This is a genomic window from Rhizobiales bacterium NRL2 (assembly GCA_001664005.1).
Classification (GTDB): Bacteria; Pseudomonadota; Alphaproteobacteria; order Minwuiales; family Minwuiaceae; genus Minwuia.
Genome location: CP016093.1, coordinates 2,229,419 through 2,252,188 on the forward strand (window position 1 = coordinate 2,229,419; position 22,770 = coordinate 2,252,188).

Genomic DNA, 22,770 nt, shown 5'->3' on the forward strand with positions numbered 1-22,770 from the left:
TCGGCATGAGCCAGAAAGCAGTGATCATCGGCGCCGGCCATGCCGGCGGTATCCTGGCGGCGCAGCTTGCCCGCGCAGGCGAGGCCTTCGACATCACCCTGGTGGGGGAGGAGACCTGGCCGCCCTACGAACGTCCGCCGCTGTCGAAACAGCTCCTGGCCGGCGAGATCCCGGTGGAGAAGACATTTCTCCGGCCCGCCGACTTCTACGAGAAGAAGGGCATCGACCTGAAGCTGGGCGTGCGCTGCGACGTGATCGACCGGAAGTGCCGGAAGGTCATGCTCTCGGACGGCTCGGCGCTCGACTATGACCTGCTGGCGCTCTGCACCGGCGCCCGGCTGCGCCGTATCGACATTCCCGGCTCGGCCCTGTCGGGCGTCCACTACATCCGCGCGATCGCCGACACGGAAGCCATCCGCGCCGAGGCGCGTGAGGGCAGCCGCGTCGTGGTCATCGGCGGCGGCTATATCGGGCTGGAGGCGGCGGCGGCGCTGTCGACAACCGGCTGCCGTGTGAAGGTGATCGAGATGATGGACCGTGTCATGGCGCGTGCCGTGGCCGAGCCCGTCTCCCGTTTCTACGAGGACCAGCACCGCAGGCATGGCGTCGAGATCCTGCTGAACACCGGCGTCGCCGAATTCGTCGGAACCGACCGGGTCGAAGCGGTGGTCGATACCGCAGGCCAGCGCCATGACTGCGACCTGGTCGTGGTGGGCATCGGCGTCATCCCGAATGTCGAACTGGCCGAGACGGCGGGCCTTGCGATTGGCGACGGCATCGTCGTCGATGAACGGGCCCGGACCTCGGATCCGGCGATCTACGCCGCCGGCGACTGCACCGACCATCCCAACGCCCTGCTGGGGCGGCGGCTCCGTCTGGAATCGGTGCAGAACGCCGTCGACCAGGCCCGCTGCATCGCCAATGAATGGCAGGGCAAGGGCGCCGACTATGCCGAGGTGCCCTGGTTCTGGTCCGATCAGTTCGACCTGAAGCTGCAGATGGCGGGCCTGCCCGGGCCGGGTGACCGGGTCGTCGTTCGCGGCGACCCGGCGAGCGGCGCCTTCTCGGTCTTCTATCTCCGCGAGGGCAAGGTCACCGGCGTCAACGCGATCAATGTCGGCGGCGACTATGTCCGCGGCCGCAAGTGGATCGGCGAAGGACGCGATGTCGATCCCGCGCGTCTTGCCGACACGGCCATTCCGGTCAAGGAAGTCTGAAACGAGCACGAGTCACGGCTGAACAAGGGGAAGTCATGCCGACAATCCACGTCACCAACCGCGCCGGGGAGACCTCCGACTTCGAAGCGGAAGCCGGCATCTCCGTGATGGAGAACCTGCGCGACAACGACTACGAGGTCGAAGCGATCTGCGGCGGTTCCTGTTCCTGCGCCACCTGTCACGTCTATGTCGACCCGACCTGGCTGGATAAGCTGCCGGCGCAGGAAACCGACGAGCACGAACTGGTGAGCGATGAGCCGACCTACCAGCCGAACTCGCGCCTTTCCTGCCAGATCGAGATGACCGAAGACCTCGACGGCCTGACGTTGACCATCGCCCCCGAGGCCTGAGCCGCGATGGAGTCGCGTCTCGCCGCCGTCGATCTGGATGCCATGATCGGCAGGAAGGACTATGCGGCGCGGCTCGACGACCTCCAGCACGCGATGCGGACGATCGAACTGGCCTATCGGCGCTTCGACCTGAGGGCCTGCATTGTGCTCGAAGGCTGGGACGCGGCCGGCAAGGGCGGCCTGATCCGACGCATGACGGCCAGGATGGATCCGCGCGGCTTCCAGGTCTGGCCCATCGCGGCGCCGAAAGCGCACTTCCATGGCCGCCATTACCTCGAGCGGTTCTGGGCGCGGTTGCCCGAGCCCGGGATGGTCGCGATCTTCGACCGCTCCTGGTACGGGCGGGTGCTGGTCGAACGCGTCGAGGGCTTCGCCGAAGAGGCGGAGTGGCGGCGCGCCTATGACGAGATCAACAATTTCGAGCGGATGCTGACGAATGACGGCGTGCGGGTCGTGAAGCTGTTCCTGCATGTCTCCGCCGAGGAGCAGGAACGGCGGTTCCGCGCCCGGCTGGACGACCCCTGGAAGCGCTGGAAGCTGACGGTCGAGGACTTCCGCAACGTAGAGCGGCGGGACGCCTACGAGGCTGCGATCGATGAAATGCTGGCGCGGACCGACAGGCCGGACGCGCCCTGGCGGGTGATCTCCGGCGAGCAGAAGCGCCATGGCCGCATCGCCGCGTTGAGTCAGGTGGCCGAGCATCTGGGCGCCGGCGTCGATCTCGGGCCGCCGCCGCTCGATCCGGATGTCGAGGCGCTGGCGGCCGAGCGGCTGAAGGGCGACTGAACGCGCCGGCCGCGCAAACGGGAACGCCCCCGGAGCGTAAACTCCGGGGGCGTCCGGTCTTCGCACGTGTCGCCGAAGGTCAGCCCTGGTATTCGGGCAGGGACTCGATCTCGGCCTCGCTCATGGCGACCACGGCCGCCTCGGTGTCGACGTTGACCTGGTTGGCCGGGACCTCGACGGTCCGCGAACCCAGGCCCAGCAGGATGCCGCCGGTCTCGACCAGCACCGACTTCACGCCGCCCGAACTGTCGTGCAGCACGCCGACAACCTTGCCGACCTTCTCGCCGGCGCTGTCGCGCACGTCCTTGCCGACCGCTTCGGCCACGGTGATGGCCTGGCCGGTGGTGTCGCCCACGCCGACGGCGGTGTCGTCGGCCATGTCGCCGGCTTCATCCACCACGCCGCCCACGGCGTCGCCCGCGCCGTCGATGGCGGAGCTGTCGCCCTCGGTCGAGATCCCGGCATCGGTGTCCGCGCCGGCATCGACGTCAGCGCCGGCGCCCGCCTCGGCGTCCGCTTCGGCGCCGGTCTCTTCCTCGGCCTTCATGCCCGCCTTGGCGTCCGTATCGGCCTTGGCGTCAGCATCGGCCTTGGCGCCGCTCTCGGTTCCGGCCTCGACGCCGGCCTTCAGCTTGGTGTCGGCGTCGGCTTCCGCCTTCATGTCCGCAGCCATCGCCGAACCGGCGAACAGGGCTGCGATCGAAGTCATGATCAGAGTCTTGCGCATTGCGAAGACCTCCACTTGTTTCTGGTTGTTGTACAGTCGGCTCGGCGACGTCGGGCCCGGCTTCTTCTCGTCCGGTTCATCCGCGCCGCCGATACCTGTCAGATAGGCCGATGCGGGAGCGTTTGAACCGCCGCTCCGAGGCGTCACAGACCGGTCACCGCCCGGCCCCAGGCGGCAGTGCCCCGCGGTCGATGGCTTCGCGCCACGGGCGGGGAGAGGGGGCCGGACAGACGAAAAGCCCCGTCCCGGGGGACGAGGCCTTTCGCCGTTCGGACCATCGTGGCGGGCCTATTCGGCGCCCTGGGTCCGCACCTTCTCTTCGCCGACGCCGTCGAAGTGGGCGTCCATCTCCCTCATCTCCTCGGCCGAGCCGGCGAGCTCATCCGGCGTGATCACGCTGCCCTCCTCGGTGGGGGCGTTCGGGCGCTCGCCGGGATCGACAGCGTCGCCCAGCGGTCCCGTGGTCTCCTCGACCGCGCCCGGCGTCGAGACCGCGCGGCCCAGTTCGGCCGCCGCGCCGTCGCCGGCGATGTCGTAGTCCTGCTTCACGTCGGAGGTGGTGACATTGTCGAGGCGGTGGTCCCGGTCCGTCGTCTCCGCGGCGCCTGCGGCGCCGGCGATGAGGACGGCGGCGGGAATGGCCAGCAATGCATGTCGCATCTGCCTGTCCTCCTTTCTGGCTGTGAATGGTCGGATCGGATTCGCTCGCGGGGGGCCGGCCGGCGAGACGCCGGCCGGTCGCTCCCGAGCGTTATTCGGCGCCGGTCGCTGCGTCCGCCTCGGCTTCGGTCTCCGCTTCGGGAACCGTCACGACCTCGGCTTCATCGGCCGGCACCAGGTGCTCGGGCGACATCTCCACGACGCCCGGCTCCGGCGCGAAGACGGTGTTGGTCTCGCCCTTGGGGCGGGGGTAGACATCCTCCGGCGCATCCTCGTCGATGATGACCTTGTTCTCGGCTTCTGCGGCAGCCTTGAGGTCCGCCTCGGCGGCCATGGCGCTGCCGGCCATGAGTATCGCGATCGGGGTGATGAAAAGCGCATTTCGCATGACTGAACTCCTACGCATTCTTGTTCTTGTACTCGGACAGCGCAAATCTGGCTGCCCGTGACTCTCATGTATGCTGTCGAAGAGCCATTTGAACCGCCCGAAAAGATTGTGACCGTCTTTGTCACGGCGGATCATTTTACTACGAAAATGGGTTGTGAATTGCCCGGAAAGAGAAATCCCGGTCCGGGACGGGCCCGGCCGGGATTTCATTATGACGATCTTCAATCAGTGCAGATCAGGATCTGCGGCTGACTGGACTTCTGCCAAAGGCCGTGTCGATCAGTTGTCACCGTCGCCGGTGCTGCCGCCGGCAGCGCCGGGGGCGTCGCCAGCATCGCCTGTGGCGTTGGGGCTCGGGCTTCGCTGCGCGCCGACCAGGGTGATCGTTTCGTCGTTCTCTTCATAGGCGAGATCGCCATCCTCCCAGAAGTCGAACTCGGGGTCGAAGAAGAAACGGTCCTCGTCTCCGGCTTCCACATTGTCGCGCATGGCGAACTCGGCGTCCTCGCGCATCGTGTACTCGGCGTCCGCTTCAGCGGCGAGTCCGCTGCGGCGGATGATCCACGTCTCGGGATCGCGATCGCCGTCGATATCGACGTAGTAGAGCGCAGGGGCCGACGATCCGTCCGCGCGATTGCGGTAGGAGACGACCTGGCCCTCGGTGTCCAGCTGGCCGTCGGCGTCGGTGTCGAAACGCACTGTGCGCGGCTCGCGGTACACGGTTCCGTCATCCATCTCGACGTCCTCGTATGCCTCGACCTGTACTTCGTTGAAGGTGGAGACGCCTGCGGTCACGTTTTCGCCGCGGTCCATCACGTCAGCCGGGGTGCCCGGATCGGAACGGGTGGCTTCCATTGTGGAACTGGAGTTGCCCGGCGTGGTGTCCGGGTCGAACTTGGTCTCGACATCGACGTCGGTGTCTGCCGCCAGGGCGGTGGTCGCCATCAGCATGGCGATCGGGGTGATCATGAGCGTTCTACGCATTACTCTCTCGCTCCTGTTCGTTCTTGTTGTTGTCAAATCGGGAGCGCGGCGTTGCGCGCCGCCGATGCAGGGCAGGTGGCGCTCCGCCGCCCGATTTGAACCGTGGGTGCGACATGGGGCCCGGGACCCGGACGAGAAACCGGCCGCAGCCGTGCTTCTCGCCTGGTCCGGGTTTCAGGCCGCGGCCTCAGGAGCTGCCTTCCACCTGCAGCCCTTCATTGTGGTAGACCCAGCGGTCGGCGTAGCCGTCGCCGTCCACGTCGACGGCGTAATGCATGGGCACGTCGCCTTCCATGCCGTAGTCGGCCACGACATCCGCGCGGGTCTCGGCCACGCCATCCTGGTCCATATCCAGCCAGGCGCTGCGGTTCGATGTGCGGGGATCCATCTCGTAGTCGGCGTAGGTGGTGTAGTAGTCCGCGCCTCCGGCACGGCTGACCCAGCGGTCGCCGACGCCGTCGCCATCCAGGTCAACGGCGTAGAGATAGGGGCTGGCGGGATCGCGGTCATGGTCGATGCCAGCGACGATATTGCCCTCGGCATCGACGGTCCCGTCGTTGTTGTCGTCGATCCGGGCGCGCGGATAGTTCAGGTCCGATCGGGTCTTGTCCATCACGCCGGTCTTGATCTTCGCCTTCGCGCTGGTATCCGCATCGGCGGCGCCGGCGGAAAGCGGCATTGCCGCCATCAGCACGGCAATCGGGGTCATCATGAGCGCCTTACGCATAATCTCGCTCCTTACGCATTCTTCTTCTTTCCCAACTGCGGGACAGGCGCATCGAACGCCTCCCGTCCCTTCCACGTGGGAGCGAGTGTGCGGATTTGTACCGTACGGGTCAGAATCGCGCACCGGCGGACGAGAAGCCCCGGCGCGCGGCCGGCGCGCCGGGGCTTTCCATGAGGCATGGAGTGAGGTGTCGGGCTGACGCCCGACACGACACCTGTCCACCGATCCTACTGATCGTCGACGCCGGTGTTATCGCCATAGGAGGCGTCAGCGCCGGTGTCCAGATCCGAGGGCTCCCCCGGATTGGAGCGGGTGCTGTCGAGCGGGTTGGGGCCCGTCTCGTCATCCAGCTGGTTCGCGCCGCTCACCGCGGAGATATCCGCTGCAACCTGCTCGGCCTCTGTAATCTCCAGATAGTCGCTGGCGACCTGGTGACCGCGGGTCGAGCCCTCGGTCTGAAGGTCGGCGTTGTAGTAGACCCAGCGGTCGGCGTAGCCGTCGCCGTCGACATCGACGGCATAGTGCGTCGGCTGCTCGCCTTCGCCATCGAGATCGAAGTCCGCCAGGACGCGGGCGTCGGCTTCGGCAATGCCGTCATTGTCCATGTCCACCATGGCGCGGCGCTCGCCGTCATAGGCCGGCATCTGGTAGCCCCTGTAGGCATGATAGTATGCGCCGGCCTCGGCGGAGGCATCGCGCATGACCCAGCTCTCGGCGTCGCCGTCATTGTCGGTGTCGACGGCATATAGCTGAGGGGTTCCCGCGTCGCGGTCATGGTCGATACCGGCCATGATCACGCCCTCCATCTCCGCCGTGCCGTCGCGGTCACGGTCGATCTTGATGGTGTCCGCTGCCAGGACCTGCGCGGAAACGCCGGCGAGCAGCAGCGCGGTCGAAGTTCCGATGATTGTCCTACGCATGGTTGTACTCTCTCTTTCTTCTTCTTGATGTCGGATTGGCGGTTCCGCCGGCGCATCGGCCGGTGCGCGGCGTCGGCTCCATCGGGCCTGTCGGCCGCCGCCGGAAACCGCGTTCGTGAAGGTCCGGCGCCTCAGTCCGTGTCGCTGGACGCGGACGCATCGCCGGACGCATCGAGGCCCGATGTGGTTTCGGCTTCACCGTCCTTCTCGGCGTCCGTATCGGCGCCGGCCACGACTTCGTTGCTGATGCCATAGCTCTGCACGCTGACGCCGGTATCGGCGCTGGCCTCGGCGTCCTCGCCATCGTCGGCGGCCGACGCGGCGCCGGCGGTCATCAGCAGCGCGGTGGCAGTGGTCACGATCGTCTTCCGCATGTCGATGCTCCTTGTGGGAGTGGACGGACTGCTCTTGTTTCTCTTCCTGGCGTGGCGCTGTCCGGAGTACCCGACGCCGTTGAGCCGACAGGTGGACATCCACATCCGGAGTTGAACCGGGGCGCCGATCAAATTCCGGCTCAGGGTCTCCTGAACCGTCAGAAATGCTTTTCAACTAACTGATAAGAAAGGATATCGTTCCTGAATTGTGCGCTCGTTTGACGCGCCGCGAGGCCGGAGCGATCAGAGAGCCTCCTCGGTTCGTGGTAGCGTGAGCTGACGCTCCGGCGGCCGCGTGACGATTGAAACGACACGGGCGATCGCCAACTGCCGTCCAGGGACGAGCGATCTGCGTCCTGCGAGGAAGGGAGGCCGCCGACCATGGCACTTGACGCCAGACGCGGACCCGGCCGGGAGGACAATATCGCCAGCCCGGCCGGCTTCGGCCGGGACGACTGGTCGTCAATTCTCTCGCGGGTGAAGGACCGGATCGGTCAGGACAACCTTTCCCTGATCGCCGCCGGGGTCGCCTTCTTCGCCATGCTGGCGCTGTTTCCGGCGATCGCGGCCCTGGTCGGCTTCTACGGTTTCTTTGCCGATCCGGCCGACGTGGAACCCCTTCTGGCGATGGCCGGAAACTTTCTGCCCGAGACGGTGCTCTCTGTCCTCGAGGAACAGGTCCGGAGCCTGACCCGGGGCGAGGGCGCTGCAGTCGGTCTGGCGGCGATCCTGTCGCTCGGCGTCGCCATCTGGAGCGCACGCGCGGGTGTGCTGGCCCTGGTCACGGGCCTGGGCGTGATCTACCGCGAGAACGGCCGGCGTGGGCTGCTGCGCGAGATCCTGGTTTCCCTGACCCTGACGGCGCTGCTGATCGTCGTCGGCGTTGTCGCCCTGGCCGCGGTGGTGCTGACCCCGGTGGTGTTGAATCTCTTCAATTTCGGCGCGGTCGGGGAATGGCTCGCCGCGATCCTGCGCTGGCCCATCGCGCTCGGCGCGCTGTTCGCCGCGTTGGCCATTCTCTATCGCCACGGCCCCTGCCGGCGGAAGGCGCGCCTGATCTGGGTCGCCTGGGGGGTGGTGGCCGCGGTGGTTCTCTGGGCGGTGGGTTCGGCGCTGTTCTCGGTCTATGTCGCCAACTTCGCCAGCTACAATGAGACCTATGGCTCGATCGGCGCGGTCATCGCGCTCCTGATGTGGCTTTATGTCAGCGCGTTCGTCGTCCTGCTCGGCGCGCTGCTCAGCGCGGAGATGGAGCATCAGACGCAAGCTGACACGACGATCGGCCATCCGCGGCCGGTCGGCGAGCGTGGCGCGTACATGGCCGACAATGTGCCGCAAGGCTGATCCGGCCACAGGGTTTGTTCTCAGGCAGTAAAAAGCCGGGCGCCATGCGGCGCCCGGCATCTCGTGGCAACTGTCGCGAAGGGTCAGTCGAGCGCCACGTCACCTTCACCGGTGTCCGGTTGCGGTGCTGGTGTGGGGTCGACCGTGTCAGCGGGGTTCGGCAACGCCTGCCAGTCCCTGGTCGCCTGCTTGGCCGGCGCCGGGATATCGTCGCGATCGGTCACCGTATACTTCTTCGAAAGAGGCGGGTCATTGCGGGTCATGCCCGGCATGACCGGCGTGCCGCCCTCATAACCAGCCCGCTGACGGGCGCGCCAGTTCTCGATTACCGTCGGAGCGGAGCTCTCGAGACCCTGGGCCGCCATCTGACTGTGAACGATGTCGGTATCGTCGCTGACGCTTGACTGCGCCAGCGCCGCCGCCGACGCGGTCGCGAGAAGAATTGCTGTGGTTGTTCCGAGGAGTACGTTACGCATACTGTGCCTCCTTTCGACTGACGCGAACCCATTGCGATTGTTGGATTTTATGGGCGGGTCCGCGCCTCTCTCGACCACATGGCCCCAGAGCGTGGAATTTGAACCGGCACATGCGCGGGATTGCCGCCCCCTGAGGCGAATTCGCCCGCATGGCGACAGGATGGTGTGCGATCGGCGAGAGGTCTCGGGGGAGAAGGCCGGCGTCCTCCCCCGGACCACAGAATGCTACTCGGTCGGGATGATCGGGTCGCCGGCGCCGACGTCGGTGTCGGCAGGCGGGCCGCCCGGAGTCGCGTTCAGCGCCATTTCGCGGGCGGCGCCGATGGTCTTGGCACGGACCACCCAGCGATCGGCGACGCCGTCATCGTCGAGGTCGACCGCGTAGCGGGCGTAATGAACGTCGCCGCGGATCTCGGAGACCTGACCCAGGACGGTGGCGCGCTCATCCCCGCGGCCGTCGCCGTCGCGGTCGATCAGGATGCCGCGGGCATCGCCCCCGGACAGGTTCAGAACCTCGTCCTTCGGGTCGGCGAGGGCGGCGCCGCTGGCGGTCGCCAGCAGGGCAAGGGCTGCGGTCAGCAGGGTCGGTTTCATCACGGTACTCCCTGATTGTTGTTGCTTCTCACGAGCCGTTCGGTTCGGGCGCCCTTTGCCGGCGCGCGAACCCGGCCCTTCAGGGAATCTGGGAAAGGGGTCGGGACCATGACGGGGCCGGCCTGCGACCGATCTGTGACGGCGCAGCGAACACGGCCTCGCGTTCGTCCCTTGCCGGACGGCGGCGGCTCAGGCGAGACGCGCCCACAGATCGTAGTGATCGGCCTCGACCACCTCGGCCCGGACCATGTCGCCCGGCTGCAGACCGGTCTCGCCGTTGAGGAAGACGCATCCGTCGATCTCCGGCGCGTCGGATTTCGAGCGCCCGATCGCGCCGTCCTCGTCGGCCTCGTCAATCAGGACGTCGATTTTCCAGCCGATCTTCCGCTTCATGCGCCGTTCGCTGATCGCCGCCTGGGCGGTCATGAAGCGATGCCAGCGTTCTTCCTTGATCTCTTCCGGTACCGCGCCGGGCAGCTCGTTGGCGGCGGCGCCGGCAACCGGCTCGAATTTGAAGCAGCCGACGCGATCCAGCTGCGCCTCCTCCAGCCAGTCGAGCAGGTAGCGGAAATCCTCTTCCGTCTCGCCGGGAAAGCCGACGATGAAGGTGGAACGGATCGTCAGGTCCGGCGCCTGACGCCGCCAGTCGGCGATGCGGTCCAGGGTCCGTTCCTGATGGGCCGGCCGGCGCATCGCCTTCAGCACGGTCGGGCTGGCGTGCTGGAAAGGAATATCGATGTAGGGGAGGATCTTCTCCTCCGCCATCAGCGGGATCAGCCGGTCCACGTGCGGGTAGGGGTAGACGTAGTGCAGCCGGACCCAGACGCCGAGCCGGCCCAGCGCCTCGGCCAGGTCGTAAATGTGCGCCTTCACCGGCTCGCCGTGCCAGGGCGTGGCCTGATGCCTGATGTCGACGCCATAGGCCGAGGTGTCCTGGGAGATGACCAGAAGCTCCTGCACCCCCGCCTGGACCAGCCGCTCGGCCTCGTAGAGCACCTTGGCCGCGGGCCGGCTGGCCAGTTTGCCGCGCATGGACGGGATGATGCAGAAGCTGCAGGAATGATTGCAGCCTTCCGAGATCTTCAGATAGGCGTAGTGCCGAGGCGTCAGTTTCAGCCCGGCTTCCGGCACCAGCTGCGTGAAGGGCTCCGGCGGCGGCGGGGCATGGGCGTGCACCGCCTCGACGACCTGCTCGTACTGGTGGGGCCCGGTGACGGCCAGGACGCCCGGATGATTCGCCCGGATTGCCGCCTCGTCGACGCCCATGCAGCCGGTGACGATGACGCGGCCGTTCTCCCGCATGGCCTCGCCGATGGCGTCCAGGCTCTCCGCCTTGGCCGAATCGAGGAAACCGCAGGTGTTCACGATCACCGCGTCGGCGCCGGCATATTCCGGTGAGAGTTCATAGCCCTCGGCGCGGAGCGAGGTGATGATCCGTTCGGAATCCACCAGCGCCTTGGGACAGCCCAGGCTGACGATGCCGATCTTCGGGACATGCGTATTCATGGGCGCGGCTTCTACGCGAGCGCGCGCGCCATGGGAAGCCGGGACGTGGCGGCCAACGGCGTTCAGATTGCATGGCCGGTTTCAGGATCGAACAGGCGGACATCGCCGGGCTGGATCGAAATCCTGACCATTTCGCCGGCGCGCACCGGCTGGTGGCGGGGCAGCCGGGCAGGGAGGTCGACGCCATCGGCGCGGAGATGCGCGATCTGGTCCGCGCCCAGCACCTCCACCAGATCCGTCTTCAGCTCGATCGGACCCTCGGGGTCCAGTTCCACGTTCTCGGGCCGGATGCCGGCGATCACTGGCCGGCCCGCCGCGAGCCGGAGCGGCGTCGGCACCCGGATGCCGCCCGACAACTCGACGGTGCAACCGTCCTCGCTGGCGCGGCCTTCCAGCAGACTCATGGGCGGTGTGCCGATGAAGCCCGCGACGAAGGTCGTGGCCGGGCGCTCGTAGACGTCGGCCGGGGTGCCGATCTGCTCCGCGCGGCCGGCGTTCATCACCACGATGCGGTGGCCCAGCGTCATCGCCTCGACCTGGTCGTGTGTGACGTAGAGCGTTGTCTTGCCGAGTTCCGCCTGCAGCTTGTGGATCTCCAGCCGCATCTGCGCGCGCAGCTTGGCGTCCAGATTCGACAGCGGCTCGTCGAACAGAAAGACGCTCGGTTCGCGCACGATGGCGCGGCCCATGGCGACGCGCTGGCGCTGTCCGCCGGAAAGCTCCCGGGGCTTGCGCGCCAGGAAGGGCATCAGTTCCAGGATCTCCGCCGCCTTGTGGACCCGCGTCTCGACCTCCGCCTTCGGCATGCCCTTGATGGTCAGGCCATAGGCCATGTTCCGGTAGACCGACATGTGCGGGTAGAGGGCGTAGTTCTGGAACACCATGGCGATGTCGCGCTGGGCTGGCTCCAGGCCGTTGACCACCCGCCCGTCGATGTCGATCTCGCCGCCCGAGATTTCCTCAAGTCCGGCCACCATGCGCAGCAGCGTGGACTTGCCGCAGCCCGACGGCCCCAGAATGACGATGAACTCCCCCTCGGCGACCTCCAGATCGATGCCGTGGACGACCTGGAGATCGCCGTAGGATTTGCGTACGTCGCGGAAGCTGATGGAACCCATGGGCGTGCTATTTCTCCGTTTCCACCAGTCCCTTGACGAACTGGCGCTGCATGAAGATGACGACGGCCACCGGGGGGATCATGGCCAGCATCGCCGTGGCCATGACGTAGTGCCAGACGGGAAGCTGCTCGGCCGCGTTCACCATCCGCTGAATGCCCATGACGATGGTGTAGAAGTCCTCGTCGGTGGTGATGAGCAGGGGCCAGAGATACTGGTTCCAGCCGTAGATGAAGAGGATGACGAACAGCGCCGCGATGTTGGTTCGCGACAGCGGCAGCAGGATGTCCCGGAAGAACCGCATCGGGATGGCCCCGTCGATGCGCGCGGCCTCGGCCAGTTCGTCCGGCACCGTCATGAAGAACTGCCGGAACAGGAAGGTCGCGGTCGCCGACGCGATCAGTGGCACCGACAGGCCGGCATAGGAATTCAGCATCCCCAGATCGGCGACGACCTTGAATGTCGGCAGGATACGCACCTCGACCGGCAGCATCAGCGTCACGAAGATGCTCCAGAAACACGCCATCCTGAAGGGAAAGCGGAAATAGACGATGGCGAAGGCGGCGGTCAGCGAGATGGCGATCTTGCCCACCGTGATCAGCAGCGCCATCGCCAGGCTGTTCAGCATCATCAGCCAGACCGGGACGCCGCCGGCGTCGGCAATGCCGCTGCCGAGAACCGCGGCGTAGTTCTCGAAGAAGCGGTCGCCCGGCCACATGGGAATGGGCGAGGTCTGCAGCTCCGAAGGCGGATGGGTGGAGGCGACGAAGGTGATCCAGATCGGCAGCAGGGTCACCACTGCGCCCGCGATCAGGATCAGGTGCGTGACGAAGCGCAGGACGGGGCGGTTTTCGACCATGTCAGTACTGAACCCGCCGTTCGATGTAGCGGAACTGGACCACCGTCAGCGCGATGACGACGACCATCAGCACCACGGACTGCGCCGCCGAACCGCCCAGATCGAGGCCGACGAAGCCGTCATTGTAGACCTTGTAGACCAGGATGGAGGTCGCGCCCGCTGGGCCGCCGTCTGTGGTCGCGTGGACGATGCCGAAGGTATCGAAGAAGGCGTAGACGATGTTGACCACCAGCAGGAAGAAGGTGGTGGGCGAGAGCAGCGGGAAGATGATCGTCCAGAAGCGACGGACCGGACCCGCGCCATCGATGGCCGCCGCCTCTATCAGGCTTTTCGGAATCGCCTGCAGCCCCGCCAGAAAGAACAGGAAATTGTAGCTTATCTGCTTCCAGACGGCGGCAATGACGATCAGCGCCATGGCGTCGGTCCCGTCCTGGTAGTGGTTCCAGTCGACGCCGACGCCCTTCAGCAGCCAGGCTAGGATGCCGATGGTGGGGTTGAACATGAAGAACCAGAGCACCCCGGCGACCGCCGGCGCCACGGCATAGGGCCAGATCAGCAAGGTCTTGTAGGCCGACGCGCCGCGGATCACCCGGTCGGCGTTGACCGCCAGCAGGAGCGAGATCGACATCGACAGCAGGGTGACGAGCGCCGAGAAGATCACCGTGATCTGGAAGGAATGAAGATAGAGCGGGTTGGCGAAAAGCTCGGCGAAGTTCTCGAGTCCGATGAACTCCGAGCGCAGGCCCCAGGCGTCTTCGCGCAGCACGCTCTGCCACAGCGCCTGGCTGGCCGGCCAGATGAAGAACACGAAGGTGATGGCGAGCTGCGGCGCGAGCAGGGCGTAGGGCAGCCAGCGGTGCTTGAAGATCGCGCGTTTCAAATGCAGTTCGTCCGTCGGGGATCAATCGTCTTGAGGTCGATCGGGAGTGGTGCAGCAAGCAGCCGGCAGGCCGGCGGCGCCAGGGGCGCCGCCGGAACCCGTACGTGCTTCAGTTGGTGCGTTCGAACTTCCGCAGCAGTTCGTCGCCGCGGCGCTTGGCGTCGTCGAGGGCGGTCTTCGCATCCTTCTGACCGGCCCAGATCGCTTCCATCTCCTCGTTGATGACGTCGCGGATCTGGACGAAGTTGCCGAAACGCAGGCCCTTCGAGTTCTCGGTCGGCTCGTTCAGGCTGAGCTGCTTGATCGCCGTGTCCGTGCCCGGGTTCTCCGTGTAGTAGCCCTGTTCCTTGGAGAGTTCGTACGCCGCCGTGGTGATCGGCACGTAGCCTGTGGACTGATGCCAGTCGGCCTGGATCTCGGCCGAGGACATGAACTTGAAGAACTTCGCGATGCCCTTGTATTCCTTCGATTCATGGCCGCGTAGCACCCACAGGGTCGCGCCGCCGATGACCGAATTCTGCGGCTTGTCCACGACCGTGGCCGAGTAGGGCAGCATGGCCTGGCCGAAGGCGAACTCGGCCTGGTCCTTGATCGAAGCGTAGTAGGCCGAGGAATTCATCCACATGGCGCACTCACCGGTGGTGAACAGCGGCAGGCTCTCGCCGCGGCGGCCGCCGTACTTGAAGGTGCCGTCGGCCATGGAATCGCGCAGCCGCTGCAGCAGGCCGGTGATGGTGCCGTTGTTGAAGGTGAATTCGGTGTCCGTGCCTTCGAAGCCGTTGGCCTTTGTGCCGATCGGCAAGTCGTGCCAGGCGGACATGTTCTCGATCATCACCCAGCTCTGCCAGCCGAAGGAGATCGCGCACTTGTGGCCCGCGTCCTGCAGCTTCCCGGCCGCGTGGTAGATCCCGCCCCAGGTCGACGGAACCTCGGCGACGCCGGCCTTGTCGAGCAGATCCTTGTTGTACCAGAGCACCGGAGTGGAGCTGTTGAACGGCAGCGACAGCAGCTTGCCGTCCGGCGTGGTGTAGTAGGAGATCACGGCGGGCAGATAGGCGGACTGGTCGAACGCCTCGCCGGCGTCCGCCATCAGTTCGTGAACCGGATAGACAGCGCCCTTGGCGGCCATCATGGAGGCGGTGCCGACCTCGAAGACCTGCACGACGTGCGGCTGCTCGCCGGCGCGGAACGCGGCGATGGCGGCGGTCATGGTCTCGGTGTAGTTGCCCTTGTAGACGGGCTTGACCGAGAACTGGTCCTGCGAGGCGTTGAACTTCTGCGCGATCTCCTCGACCTTCTCGCCGAGCTTGCCGCCCATGGCGTGCCACCATTCTATCTCGGACGCCGCCTGTGCGGTGCCGGCGAAGACCATCGCCGCTGCGGCGATGGCGCCAATGCGTTTCATCATCGGAAGAGCCCCCTTGCTGGGTTTGAAGACAAGGGGAGGGGTTAACGGCCGCCTGTTGCCGAGCGATGACTCTTGGATGACGGTCGTGTTTCAGTCGGGCGTCATCCGGGATCTCAGACGGTCGCGACCGGCGTGGCGGGACTGCCGACCGCGCCGGGCAGACGCAGCGGCGGCGCCGTCAGCAGGAAGCGGCTGCGGCCGTTGGCGCGCAGCCAGTCCGCCAGTTCCGACAGGAACCACAGTTCCGCCAAGGGCAGGCCGAGCTTGAACAGGCAGTGATGGTGCAGCGGCAGCATCGGCCGGCGCCCGTCCTTGGGCTGGGCCGGGATGCCCTCGACGGCGTAGTTGTCGGCGATCAGGGCCGCCGCGCCGCTCTCGCTGACCCATTGCAGCAGCTTCTCGTCGCGGCCGTCGAGCACGGCGCAGGAATTCTCCAGCCGCTCCTTCGACGGCGTGCGATTCATCGACAGGATCTCCTCGGCGAAGCCGGTGCGGAAGACGACCATGTCGCCGCGCTCCACGGTCACGCCGTCCGCCTCCATGATCTCCATCAGCCGGTCATAGCCGACATAGACGCGTTCGCGGCCGACATGGGCCTCAAGGTCGATCATCACCGCGCGGCCCTGCATGCCGTGGCGGGCGAAGTTCTGTATGCCGAGGCGGTTGGCGCCGAAGCCTTCGGCGTCGCTCGCCTCGCCGTCATAGGATTCGGGGCCGACCACGTCCTCGCCGGCGCGGAAGCCGTTGAAGTAGACCTTCTCCTCGGTTCCGTCGCCGTCGGCATCGAAGAACGCCCCGACATGGGAGAGCGCATCCCACTGCGTCGAATACTGCAGGCAGATGGTGACCTCGTCGTCGCTGACGACGTCGGTGTTCTGCGCGTCGAGGCGATACAGCGGGAAGTTGATGTAGGGCTTGTCCTCAAGGAAGGTCGGCCGGCGGCGCGGCGGATGGCGGCGCACGTTCAGGATGTTGCCGCCGGGAAAGTCGAGCGGCAGGCTGAGGCAGAAGGTCAGTCCCTCCTTCACCTCGGCGATCCCCTGTTTCACCTTCTCCGGCGTGATCAGGTTGACGCGGCCCAGTTCGTCGTCGGCGCCGTGCTGGCCCCATTCGGAGCCTTCCGGCCGGTTCTTCCAGCGTCCGCTCATCCCCTCGATCCTCCCCTTCGTTCGGTTGGTTGTTCTATCGCAGCCTGTCCACGCCCAGATTGGCATAGTCCAGCCCGCAGTCGACGATGTCCGCCGGCACGTCGCCGCCGCCGATCAGCGCTGCCGCGATGCGGCCCATGGCCGGCGAGGTCTTGATGCCGTAGCCGCCCTGTCCGACCAGCCAGTAGAAGCCGTCGACGCGGTCGTCGAAGCCGTTGACCGGGCTGTGGTCGTGCACGAAGGAGCGCAGCCCCGCCCAGCGGCTGGCTGGGCGCCCGACCTCCATCGTCGTCGCCCGTTCGATGCGGTCGATGCAGATGGCGATGTCCAGTTCCTCCGGCTGGGCGTCGTTGGGTGCGGCGGGCGTCTCGTCCGCCGGGGAGGCCAGCACCCGGCCGGCGTCGGGCTTGAAATACCATTCCTCGTCGATATCGAAGGTCAGCGGCCAGTCGCCATTGGTCGTGCCCGGCGGCAGGTCGAAGGTGATGGCCGTGCGGCGCTTCGGCACCAGGCCGACAGGGACCGCGCCGGCCATGGTGGCGATCATGTCGCCCCAGGCGCCCGCGGCGTTGATAACGATCTCGGCCCGCACGGGCTCGCCGCCCCGGGTTTCGATCTCGAAGCCCGGTCCCGTCCGCGCGATGCCGGTGACGCCGGCGTCAGTGACGATGCGGCCGCCCAGGCCGCGGAAGACGCGGATATAACCCTGATGCAGGCCATGGACATCGATGTCCATGGCGGCGCGTTCGTGCACGCCGCCGGCGACATAGTCCGGATCGAGGGCCGGCGACAGTTCCAGGCAGATTTCCCGGCCGACCGTCTTCAGAATGTCGGGGCGGTTCATCTCGGCCAGGAAGTCGTCGATGCGGGCGGTCTGATCCGCCCGGGCGACCATCAGCGCGCCGCGCGGGCTGAGCAGCGAGTTCTCCGCATAACGCGCCTCGGGCGCCTCCATGAAGCGCCGGCTGGCCTTCACCATCGCGCGGATGGTGGCGTTGCCGTAGACCTCGGTGTACATCGCCGCCGAGCGCCCGGTGGTGTGATAGCCGGGCTGCGTCTCCTGTTCCAGTACGGCGATCCGCGCCCCGTCGCCCCTGGCCTCGGCAAGGAAACAGGCCGCTGACATGCCCGCGATCCCGGCGCCGATCACGGCGATCTCGCACTCGATCATGATGCCCCCGCTGCTTGTCCGCTCGGGCAGCATCATCGTGCGGCTTGCGCCGCGCCGCAATCGGGGAGGGGCAGGCGCCCGATCGCCATCGGCGCCAGGAGCGCTTGGGGCAGGGGCGCAGTCGCACCGTCGTACTGCGGCGGTATCTCCTTTGAAGCATTGCAGGGGCCATGCGGGGTATGAACAATGCCGCCGGCATCAGCGGAGGGACGGATGGGCGATCAGGATCTGATCTACTTGAGCGCGGGCGATCTCGTGCGCGGCTACGAGCGCGGTGATTTTTCGCCGGTCGAGGTGACGGAAGCCGTGTTCCGGCGCATCGACGCGGTCGACGGGACGCTGAACGCCTTCCGCGTGCTTGACCGCGACGGCGCCATGGCGGGCGCACGCGCATCGGAGCGGCGCTGGCGCGAAGGCGCGCCGCTGTCGCCGGTCGATGGCGTGCCGGCGACGATCAAGGACCTGTTCGACATGCGCGGCCTGTCGACCCTGCGTGGCTCGAAGACGTCCGATACAACGCCCGCGGCGGAGGACGCGCCGACCCCGGCCCGGCTGAGGGCGGCCGGCGCGGTGCTGCTGGGCAAGACCAACACGCCGGAATATGGCTGGAAGGGCGTCACCGACAGCCCGCTCACGGGCACCACCCGCAATCCCTGGAACACGGCGACCACGCCCGGCGGCTCCTCGGGCGGCGCCTCGGCGGCCTGCGCTGCGGGCATGGGGGCGCTGCACCTCGGCACCGACGGCGGCGGCTCCGTCCGCATACCGGCGGCCTTCACCGGCGTCTTCGGCCACAAGCCGAGTTTCGGGCGCGTGCCCTACTATCCGGCGAGCCCCATGGGGACGCTGGCCCATTCGGGGCCGCTGACGCGCACGGTGGCGGACTCGCTGCTGATGCTCAACATGATGATGGGGGAGGACACGAAGGACTGGTATTCCGTGCCCACGGAGCCGATCCCCGCCCGTGTGCTCTCCGGCGGCGTCGAAGGACTGCGCATCGCCTACAGCCCTGACCTGGGACATGCGCGGGTCGATGCGGAAGTTGCGGCCGCGGTGCGCGCCGCCGCGGAGACCCTGGCCGACCTCGGCGCCGAGATCGTCGAGACTGATCCGGGCATCGGCGACACGGTGGAGATCTTCAACACGCTCTGGCAGTCCGGCGCCTATGGCGTGCTCCGCAACCTGCCGGAGGAGAAGAAGGCGGAACTCGACCCGGGACTGGCCGGCATCATCGGTATCGCATCGGGCATCTCCCTCGGCGAGTACATGGACGCAATGCGGCTCCGCGCCCTGGTTGGCTCCAACATGAAGCTGTTCATGGCCGGGTACGACGCGCTGATCACGCCATCCCTTTCCGTGCCGGCTTTCGGCGTCGACCGGCTGGTGCCGGAAGGCTGGGACGAGGGCGGCAATGGCTGGGTCGCGTGGACGCCGTTCAGCTATCCCTTCAACCTGACGCAGCAGCCGGCCTGCTCGGTGCCGTGCGGCTTCACCGATGGCGGGCTGCCCGTGGGGCTGCAGATCGTCGGCCGCATGTTCGACGACCCGACGGTGCTCCGCATCGCCGCCGCCTACGAGGCCGCGAATCCGGTTGCCGCGTCGCGCCGTCCGGAACTCTGACCATGGCCTGGCCGCCGCCTGCCGATATCGCTCTCACGGTCCGGCAGATGTATGCCGCCGACGAGTACGCCGTAAGCCACGGCGTGGATGGCGAGACGCTGATGGAGAACGCCGGCGGCGGCGCGGCGGACGCCATCCTGGCGCGCTACGCCCCACAGCCGGTGATGGTGCTCTGCGGGCCGGGCAACAATGGCGGCGACGGTTTCGTCATCGCCCGGCATCTGCGCGCTGCCGGCTGGCCCGTGCGGCTGGCGCTGATGGGCGATCCCGCTCGGCTGCGGGGTGATGCCGCAACCATGGCCGGACGCTGGGAAGGCGAAATCGAGGCGCTCACCGGCGGCTGCCTGGGCGAGGCGACGCTGGTCGTCGACGCGCTGTTCGGCGCCGGTCTGTCGCGGCCCCTGGAAGGTGTCCCCGCCGAACTGGCCGAGGCCAGCCGGGGGCGGGCCGTGGTGGCGGTAGACGTGCCGAGCGGGGTGCGCGGCGACGATGGCGGCCATGACGGTCCGGTCTTCCGCGCCGACCTGACGACGACGTTCTTCACCCTGAAGCCGGGTCACCTGCTGGCGCCGGGGCGGTTCCTGTGCGGCCATGTCGAGGTCATCGACATCGGTACGCCACTTTCCGCCCTGGACGAGATCGCCCCCGAATGCTTTCGCAACGCGCCGCCGCTCTGGCGGCAGGCGCTGCCCCGGCTGACGCCCGAGGGCCACAAGTACGCGCGCGGCCACGCCCTCGTTTCCGGGGGCGGCGTGACCGCTTCGGGCGCCGCGCGCATGGCGGCGGAAGGCGCGCTGAGGGCCGGGGCGGGTCTGGTCACCTGCGCCGTGCCGCCATCGGCGGCGATCGTCTACGCCGCGCACCTTACGGCAGTGATGCTGACCTCGGTCGCGGACGCCGACGCCTGGCGGGAGCTGCTTGCCGACGATCGCAAGAACGCCGTTCTGGTCGGGCCGGGCCATGGCGTCGACCAGCGCACCCGCGACTTCGTGCTGGCGGCGCTCGACGCGGGCAAGCGCACCGTGCTCGACGCCGACGCCATCACGGTCTTCAAGGACGATCCTGCCGCGTTGTTCGCGGCCATCGCCGGTCCCTGTGTGCTGACGCCCCATTCGGGCGAGTTCGGCCGTCTGTTCGAGAGCGGCGCCGACAAGCTGACCGTCACCCGCGATGCCGCACGCCGCAGCGGCGCGGTCGTGGTGCACAAGGGACCGGATACCGTGATCGCGGCCCCCGACGGGCGCGCCGCGATCAACGACAATGCGCCGCCCACGCTCGCCACCGCGGGCGCCGGCGATGTGCTTGCCGGTATCGTCCTGGGTCTTCTCGCCCAGGGCATGCCCGCCTTCGAGGCGGCCTGCGCGGCGGTGTGGATGCACGGCGAGGTGGGACGAATTGTCGGGCCGGGGCTGATTGCCGAAGACCTTGCGCCCGCTCTGCCCGTCGTGCTGAAAGCCCTTCTCGAAACCTGAACTCGAGGGAGCCCGGACCGTGGCGAGACAGCAGCGTAACTTCTGGGTGCGGGCGCTGGACCGCGTGCGCAACTGGCGCGGCGACGATGACATCAACGTCCGTCCGGTTTCCGTCGACCGGGAATTGCGCGACAGCGATCTGCCGCTGATCCGCCGTCAGATCGACGCCTGTCTGGCCGATCGGGGCGGCGCCGTCTCGGCCCGGCTCAGGGCCGCGGAGCTCGGCCGGGCCTATCTCGGCCTCAATGCGAAGGGACGCGCGCGCTTCTTCGCGCTGCTGGCGCGCGAGTACGACATCGACCCCGACGAGGTGGACAAGGCCTCGGCCGCGCTCCGCGCGGCGGAAGGGGAGGCGGAGCGCCGGACGGCCCGCCGCCGCCTGCGCAGAAGCCTGGTGCCGCCGCGCGTGCATCTGCTGACACAGTTCAACAGCCTCGACCGGGGCGTGAAGTTCCTGGTCGACATGCGCGCCGACCTGCTCCGTGCGGCGCGCGAGCAGCCAGACCTCAGGGACCTGGACGGCGATCTGCAGGAACTCCTGCGCGGCTGGTTCGACGTGGGCTTCCTGGAAATGGCGCAGATCACCTTCAATTCGCCGGCTTCGCTGCTGGAGAAGCTGATCGACTACGAGGCGGTCCACGAGATCCGGTCCTGGAAGGATCTGAAGAACCGCCTCGACTCCGATCGGCGCTGCTTCTCCTTCATGCATCCGAACATGCCCGGCGAGCCGCTGATCTTCGTGGAGGTCGCGCTGGTCAACGGCATGACCGACAATGTCCACGCGTTGCTCGACGAGGCCGCGCCGGAGGTCGATCCCCACGCCGCCGACACGGCGATCTTCTATTCCATCTCCAACTGCCAGGCGGGCCTGGCGGGCGTCGGCTTCGGCGATTTCCTGATCAAGCGCGTGGTCGACCGGCTGAGCCAGCGCTTTCCGAACCTGAAATCGTTCGCGACCCTGTCGCCGATTCCCGGTTTCCGACGCTGGCTCGAGGGGGCGCTGGAAGGCGAGGAGCCGCTGCTGGCGGAGGCCGAGGACCGTCTGATCCGCGCCACCGCCCGCAAGGAAAGCGGCCACCAGGGCCTGAAGGCCATCCTCGACGATCCGGGCTGGGTCGATGACGGCGATCTGGTCGAAGCCGTCCGCGAGCCGCTGATCCGGCTCGGCGCGCGCTACCTGGCGCGGGAGAAGGATTCCCGGGGGCGGCCACTGGACCCCGTGGCCCGCTTTCACCTCAACAACGGCGCAAGGGTGGAGCGGATCAACTGGATGGGCGACCGATCCGAATCCGGCCTGCGCCAGTCGGCCGGCATGATGGTCAATTATCTCTACAAGCTGGACGAGATCGAAAAGAACCACGAGGCCTTCCGCGGTGAGGGCAAGGTGGTCGCCTCGCCGCAGATTTCGCGTCTTTGCAAGGGCCTTTAACCCTTTGTTCAACTATTTCGTTCAGGAAGTCTTTACAACCACAGGAATCTTTGAACACTGTGGCTCGGGCATCACAATCAAGAGCCAACTTTCGGATTGCGATCTTTTGACCATGTTCTTTGCTCGGAAACGTGCTGCGCCACGCCCTGAAACAGGTTCGCTTCATGAACGGCGGCTTGCCGGCCGCGCCATGGAACGCGCGGAGGTCGTCGAGGTGATGACCGACGGTCAGGGTATTCCCCATGTCCGCTACCGTGTGACCCACGTGCAGGGTCAGCGCAAGGCGATTGGCGGTCTTCGCGTCCTCGCGCTCTCCTGTTTTCTCGACCAGTTTCGCCAGGTCGACCAGTTCCTCTGAGACAGCGCCGGTTTCCGCGCCGCCGGGACCTGCCCGCGCTTGACGCCGTGGGGCCGGGCGCGTATGGCTCCGCCGCGGCGTAGGGGCGGCCCGGCGCGCATCTGCGCGACCCGGCCATGGCCGCTTCCGGCGGGCGTGGCGGAATTGGTAGACGCGCCAGGTTTAGGTCCTGGTGACGCAAGTCGTGGGGGTTCGAGTCCCTCCGCCCGCACCAGGTTCAGCCGTGGCTGGGGCGGAACGGTACACGACCGGGCCGC

The 22,770-nt window shown here is 67.2% G+C and carries 23 protein-coding genes and 1 tRNA gene; 8 read left to right on the forward strand and 16 right to left on the reverse strand.

The window, feature by feature from the left end:
* Positions 1–5: 5 nt before the first annotated feature.
* The 3 genes from TEF_10365 to TEF_10375 are packed head-to-tail and all read left to right on the forward strand — an operon-like array spanning position 6 to position 2,353.
* Positions 6–1,217 (forward strand): hypothetical protein, encoded by a 1,212-nt coding sequence (locus TEF_10365; GenBank protein ANK81155.1) that lies wholly within the window; start codon positions 6–8, stop codon positions 1,215–1,217.
* A gap of 35 nt (positions 1,218–1,252) precedes the next feature.
* Positions 1,253–1,567, forward strand: coding sequence for a ferredoxin (locus TEF_10370; GenBank protein ANK81156.1), 315 nt, complete (start codon positions 1,253–1,255; stop codon positions 1,565–1,567).
* Positions 1,568–1,573: 6 nt separating this feature from the next.
* Complete coding sequence (locus TEF_10375; GenBank protein ANK81157.1) at positions 1,574–2,353, forward strand: polyphosphate kinase; 780 nt, start codon at positions 1,574–1,576, stop codon at positions 2,351–2,353.
* Between the two features lie 79 nt (positions 2,354–2,432).
* On the opposite strand, the gene TEF_10380 is transcribed toward TEF_10375, so the two are convergent.
* The 7 genes from TEF_10380 to TEF_10410 all read right to left on the reverse strand — a co-directional run bounded on the left by TEF_10380 (position 2,433) and on the right by TEF_10410 (position 7,133).
* Positions 2,433–3,080 (reverse strand): hypothetical protein, encoded by a 648-nt coding sequence (locus tag TEF_10380; protein ID ANK81158.1) that lies wholly within the window; start codon positions 3,078–3,080, stop codon positions 2,433–2,435.
* 288 nt (positions 3,081–3,368) lie between these two features.
* Entirely contained in the window at positions 3,369–3,728 is a 360-nt protein-coding gene (locus TEF_10385) for a hypothetical protein (GenBank protein ANK81159.1), read from the reverse strand.
* Between the two features lie 103 nt (positions 3,729–3,831).
* Positions 3,832–4,128: a hypothetical protein gene (locus tag TEF_10390; protein ID ANK81160.1), complete on the reverse strand. Its 297-nt coding sequence runs from the start codon at positions 4,126–4,128 to the stop codon at positions 3,832–3,834.
* 279 nt (positions 4,129–4,407) lie between these two features.
* Positions 4,408–5,097, reverse strand: a complete 690-nt coding sequence (locus tag TEF_10395) for a hypothetical protein (protein ANK81161.1) — start codon at positions 5,095–5,097, stop codon at positions 4,408–4,410.
* Positions 5,098–5,299: 202 nt separating this feature from the next.
* Positions 5,300–5,824: a hypothetical protein gene (locus tag TEF_10400; GenBank protein ANK81162.1), complete on the reverse strand. Its 525-nt coding sequence runs from the start codon at positions 5,822–5,824 to the stop codon at positions 5,300–5,302.
* A 242-nt stretch (positions 5,825–6,066) separates the two neighbouring features.
* Positions 6,067–6,759 (reverse strand): hypothetical protein, encoded by a 693-nt coding sequence (locus tag TEF_10405; GenBank protein ID ANK81163.1) that lies wholly within the window; start codon positions 6,757–6,759, stop codon positions 6,067–6,069.
* A 131-nt stretch (positions 6,760–6,890) separates the two neighbouring features.
* Positions 6,891–7,133: a hypothetical protein gene (locus tag TEF_10410; GenBank protein ANK81164.1), complete on the reverse strand. Its 243-nt coding sequence runs from the start codon at positions 7,131–7,133 to the stop codon at positions 6,891–6,893.
* 381 nt (positions 7,134–7,514) lie between these two features.
* Here TEF_10410 and TEF_10415 point away from each other — a divergent pair, with 381 nt between their 5' ends.
* A complete protein-coding gene (locus TEF_10415; protein ANK81165.1) occupies positions 7,515–8,477 on the forward strand; it encodes a hypothetical protein in 963 nt (320 codons plus the stop codon).
* Between the two features lie 83 nt (positions 8,478–8,560).
* Here TEF_10415 and TEF_10420 read toward each other — a convergent pair whose 3' ends face one another.
* The 9 genes from TEF_10420 to TEF_10460 all read right to left on the reverse strand — a co-directional run bounded on the left by TEF_10420 (position 8,561) and on the right by TEF_10460 (position 17,634).
* On the reverse strand, positions 8,561–8,953 hold the full coding sequence (locus TEF_10420) for a hypothetical protein (GenBank protein ID ANK81166.1): 393 nt from the start codon (positions 8,951–8,953) through the stop codon (positions 8,561–8,563).
* Positions 8,954–9,178: 225 nt separating this feature from the next.
* Positions 9,179–9,547, reverse strand: coding sequence for a hypothetical protein (locus TEF_10425; protein ID ANK81167.1), 369 nt, complete (start codon positions 9,545–9,547; stop codon positions 9,179–9,181).
* 189 nt (positions 9,548–9,736) lie between these two features.
* Positions 9,737–11,053: a ribosomal protein S12 methylthiotransferase gene (locus TEF_10430; GenBank protein ANK81168.1), complete on the reverse strand. Its 1,317-nt coding sequence runs from the start codon at positions 11,051–11,053 to the stop codon at positions 9,737–9,739.
* 62 nt (positions 11,054–11,115) lie between these two features.
* Positions 11,116–12,171: a sn-glycerol-3-phosphate ABC transporter ATP-binding protein UgpC gene (locus tag TEF_10435; GenBank protein ANK81169.1), complete on the reverse strand. Its 1,056-nt coding sequence runs from the start codon at positions 12,169–12,171 to the stop codon at positions 11,116–11,118.
* Between the two features lie 7 nt (positions 12,172–12,178).
* A complete protein-coding gene (locus TEF_10440) occupies positions 12,179–13,027 on the reverse strand; it encodes a glycerol-3-phosphate transporter (GenBank protein ANK81170.1) in 849 nt (282 codons plus the stop codon).
* Position 13,028: 1 nt separating this feature from the next.
* On the reverse strand, positions 13,029–13,913 hold the full coding sequence (locus TEF_10445) for a glycerol-3-phosphate transporter permease (protein ANK81171.1): 885 nt from the start codon (positions 13,911–13,913) through the stop codon (positions 13,029–13,031).
* 103 nt (positions 13,914–14,016) lie between these two features.
* A complete protein-coding gene (locus TEF_10450; protein ANK81172.1) occupies positions 14,017–15,315 on the reverse strand; it encodes a sn-glycerol-3-phosphate ABC transporter substrate-binding protein in 1,299 nt (432 codons plus the stop codon).
* Between the two features lie 113 nt (positions 15,316–15,428).
* Complete coding sequence (locus tag TEF_10455; protein ANK81173.1) at positions 15,429–16,463, reverse strand: cyclase; 1,035 nt, start codon at positions 16,461–16,463, stop codon at positions 15,429–15,431.
* Between the two features lie 34 nt (positions 16,464–16,497).
* The gene (locus TEF_10460) at positions 16,498–17,634 is read right to left on the reverse strand and encodes an FAD-dependent oxidoreductase (GenBank protein ID ANK83411.1); all 1,137 of its coding nucleotides are present in this window, start codon (positions 17,632–17,634) and stop codon (positions 16,498–16,500) included.
* A 213-nt stretch (positions 17,635–17,847) separates the two neighbouring features.
* On the opposite strand from TEF_10460, the gene TEF_10465 reads away from it, so the two are divergent.
* From TEF_10465 to TEF_10480, 4 genes are all read left to right on the forward strand, one after another.
* On the forward strand, positions 17,848–19,254 hold the full coding sequence (locus TEF_10465) for an amidase (protein ID ANK81174.1): 1,407 nt from the start codon (positions 17,848–17,850) through the stop codon (positions 19,252–19,254).
* 2 nt (positions 19,255–19,256) lie between these two features.
* A complete protein-coding gene (locus TEF_10470; protein ANK81175.1) occupies positions 19,257–20,726 on the forward strand; it encodes a bifunctional ADP-dependent (S)-NAD(P)H-hydrate dehydratase/NAD(P)H-hydrate epimerase in 1,470 nt (489 codons plus the stop codon).
* A gap of 148 nt (positions 20,727–20,874) precedes the next feature.
* A complete protein-coding gene (locus TEF_10475; protein ANK83412.1) occupies positions 20,875–22,155 on the forward strand; it encodes a malonyl-CoA decarboxylase in 1,281 nt (426 codons plus the stop codon).
* Between the two features lie 487 nt (positions 22,156–22,642).
* Positions 22,643–22,727 (forward strand) — tRNA-Leu (locus TEF_10480).
* The last annotated feature ends 43 nt before the right edge of the window (positions 22,728–22,770 follow it).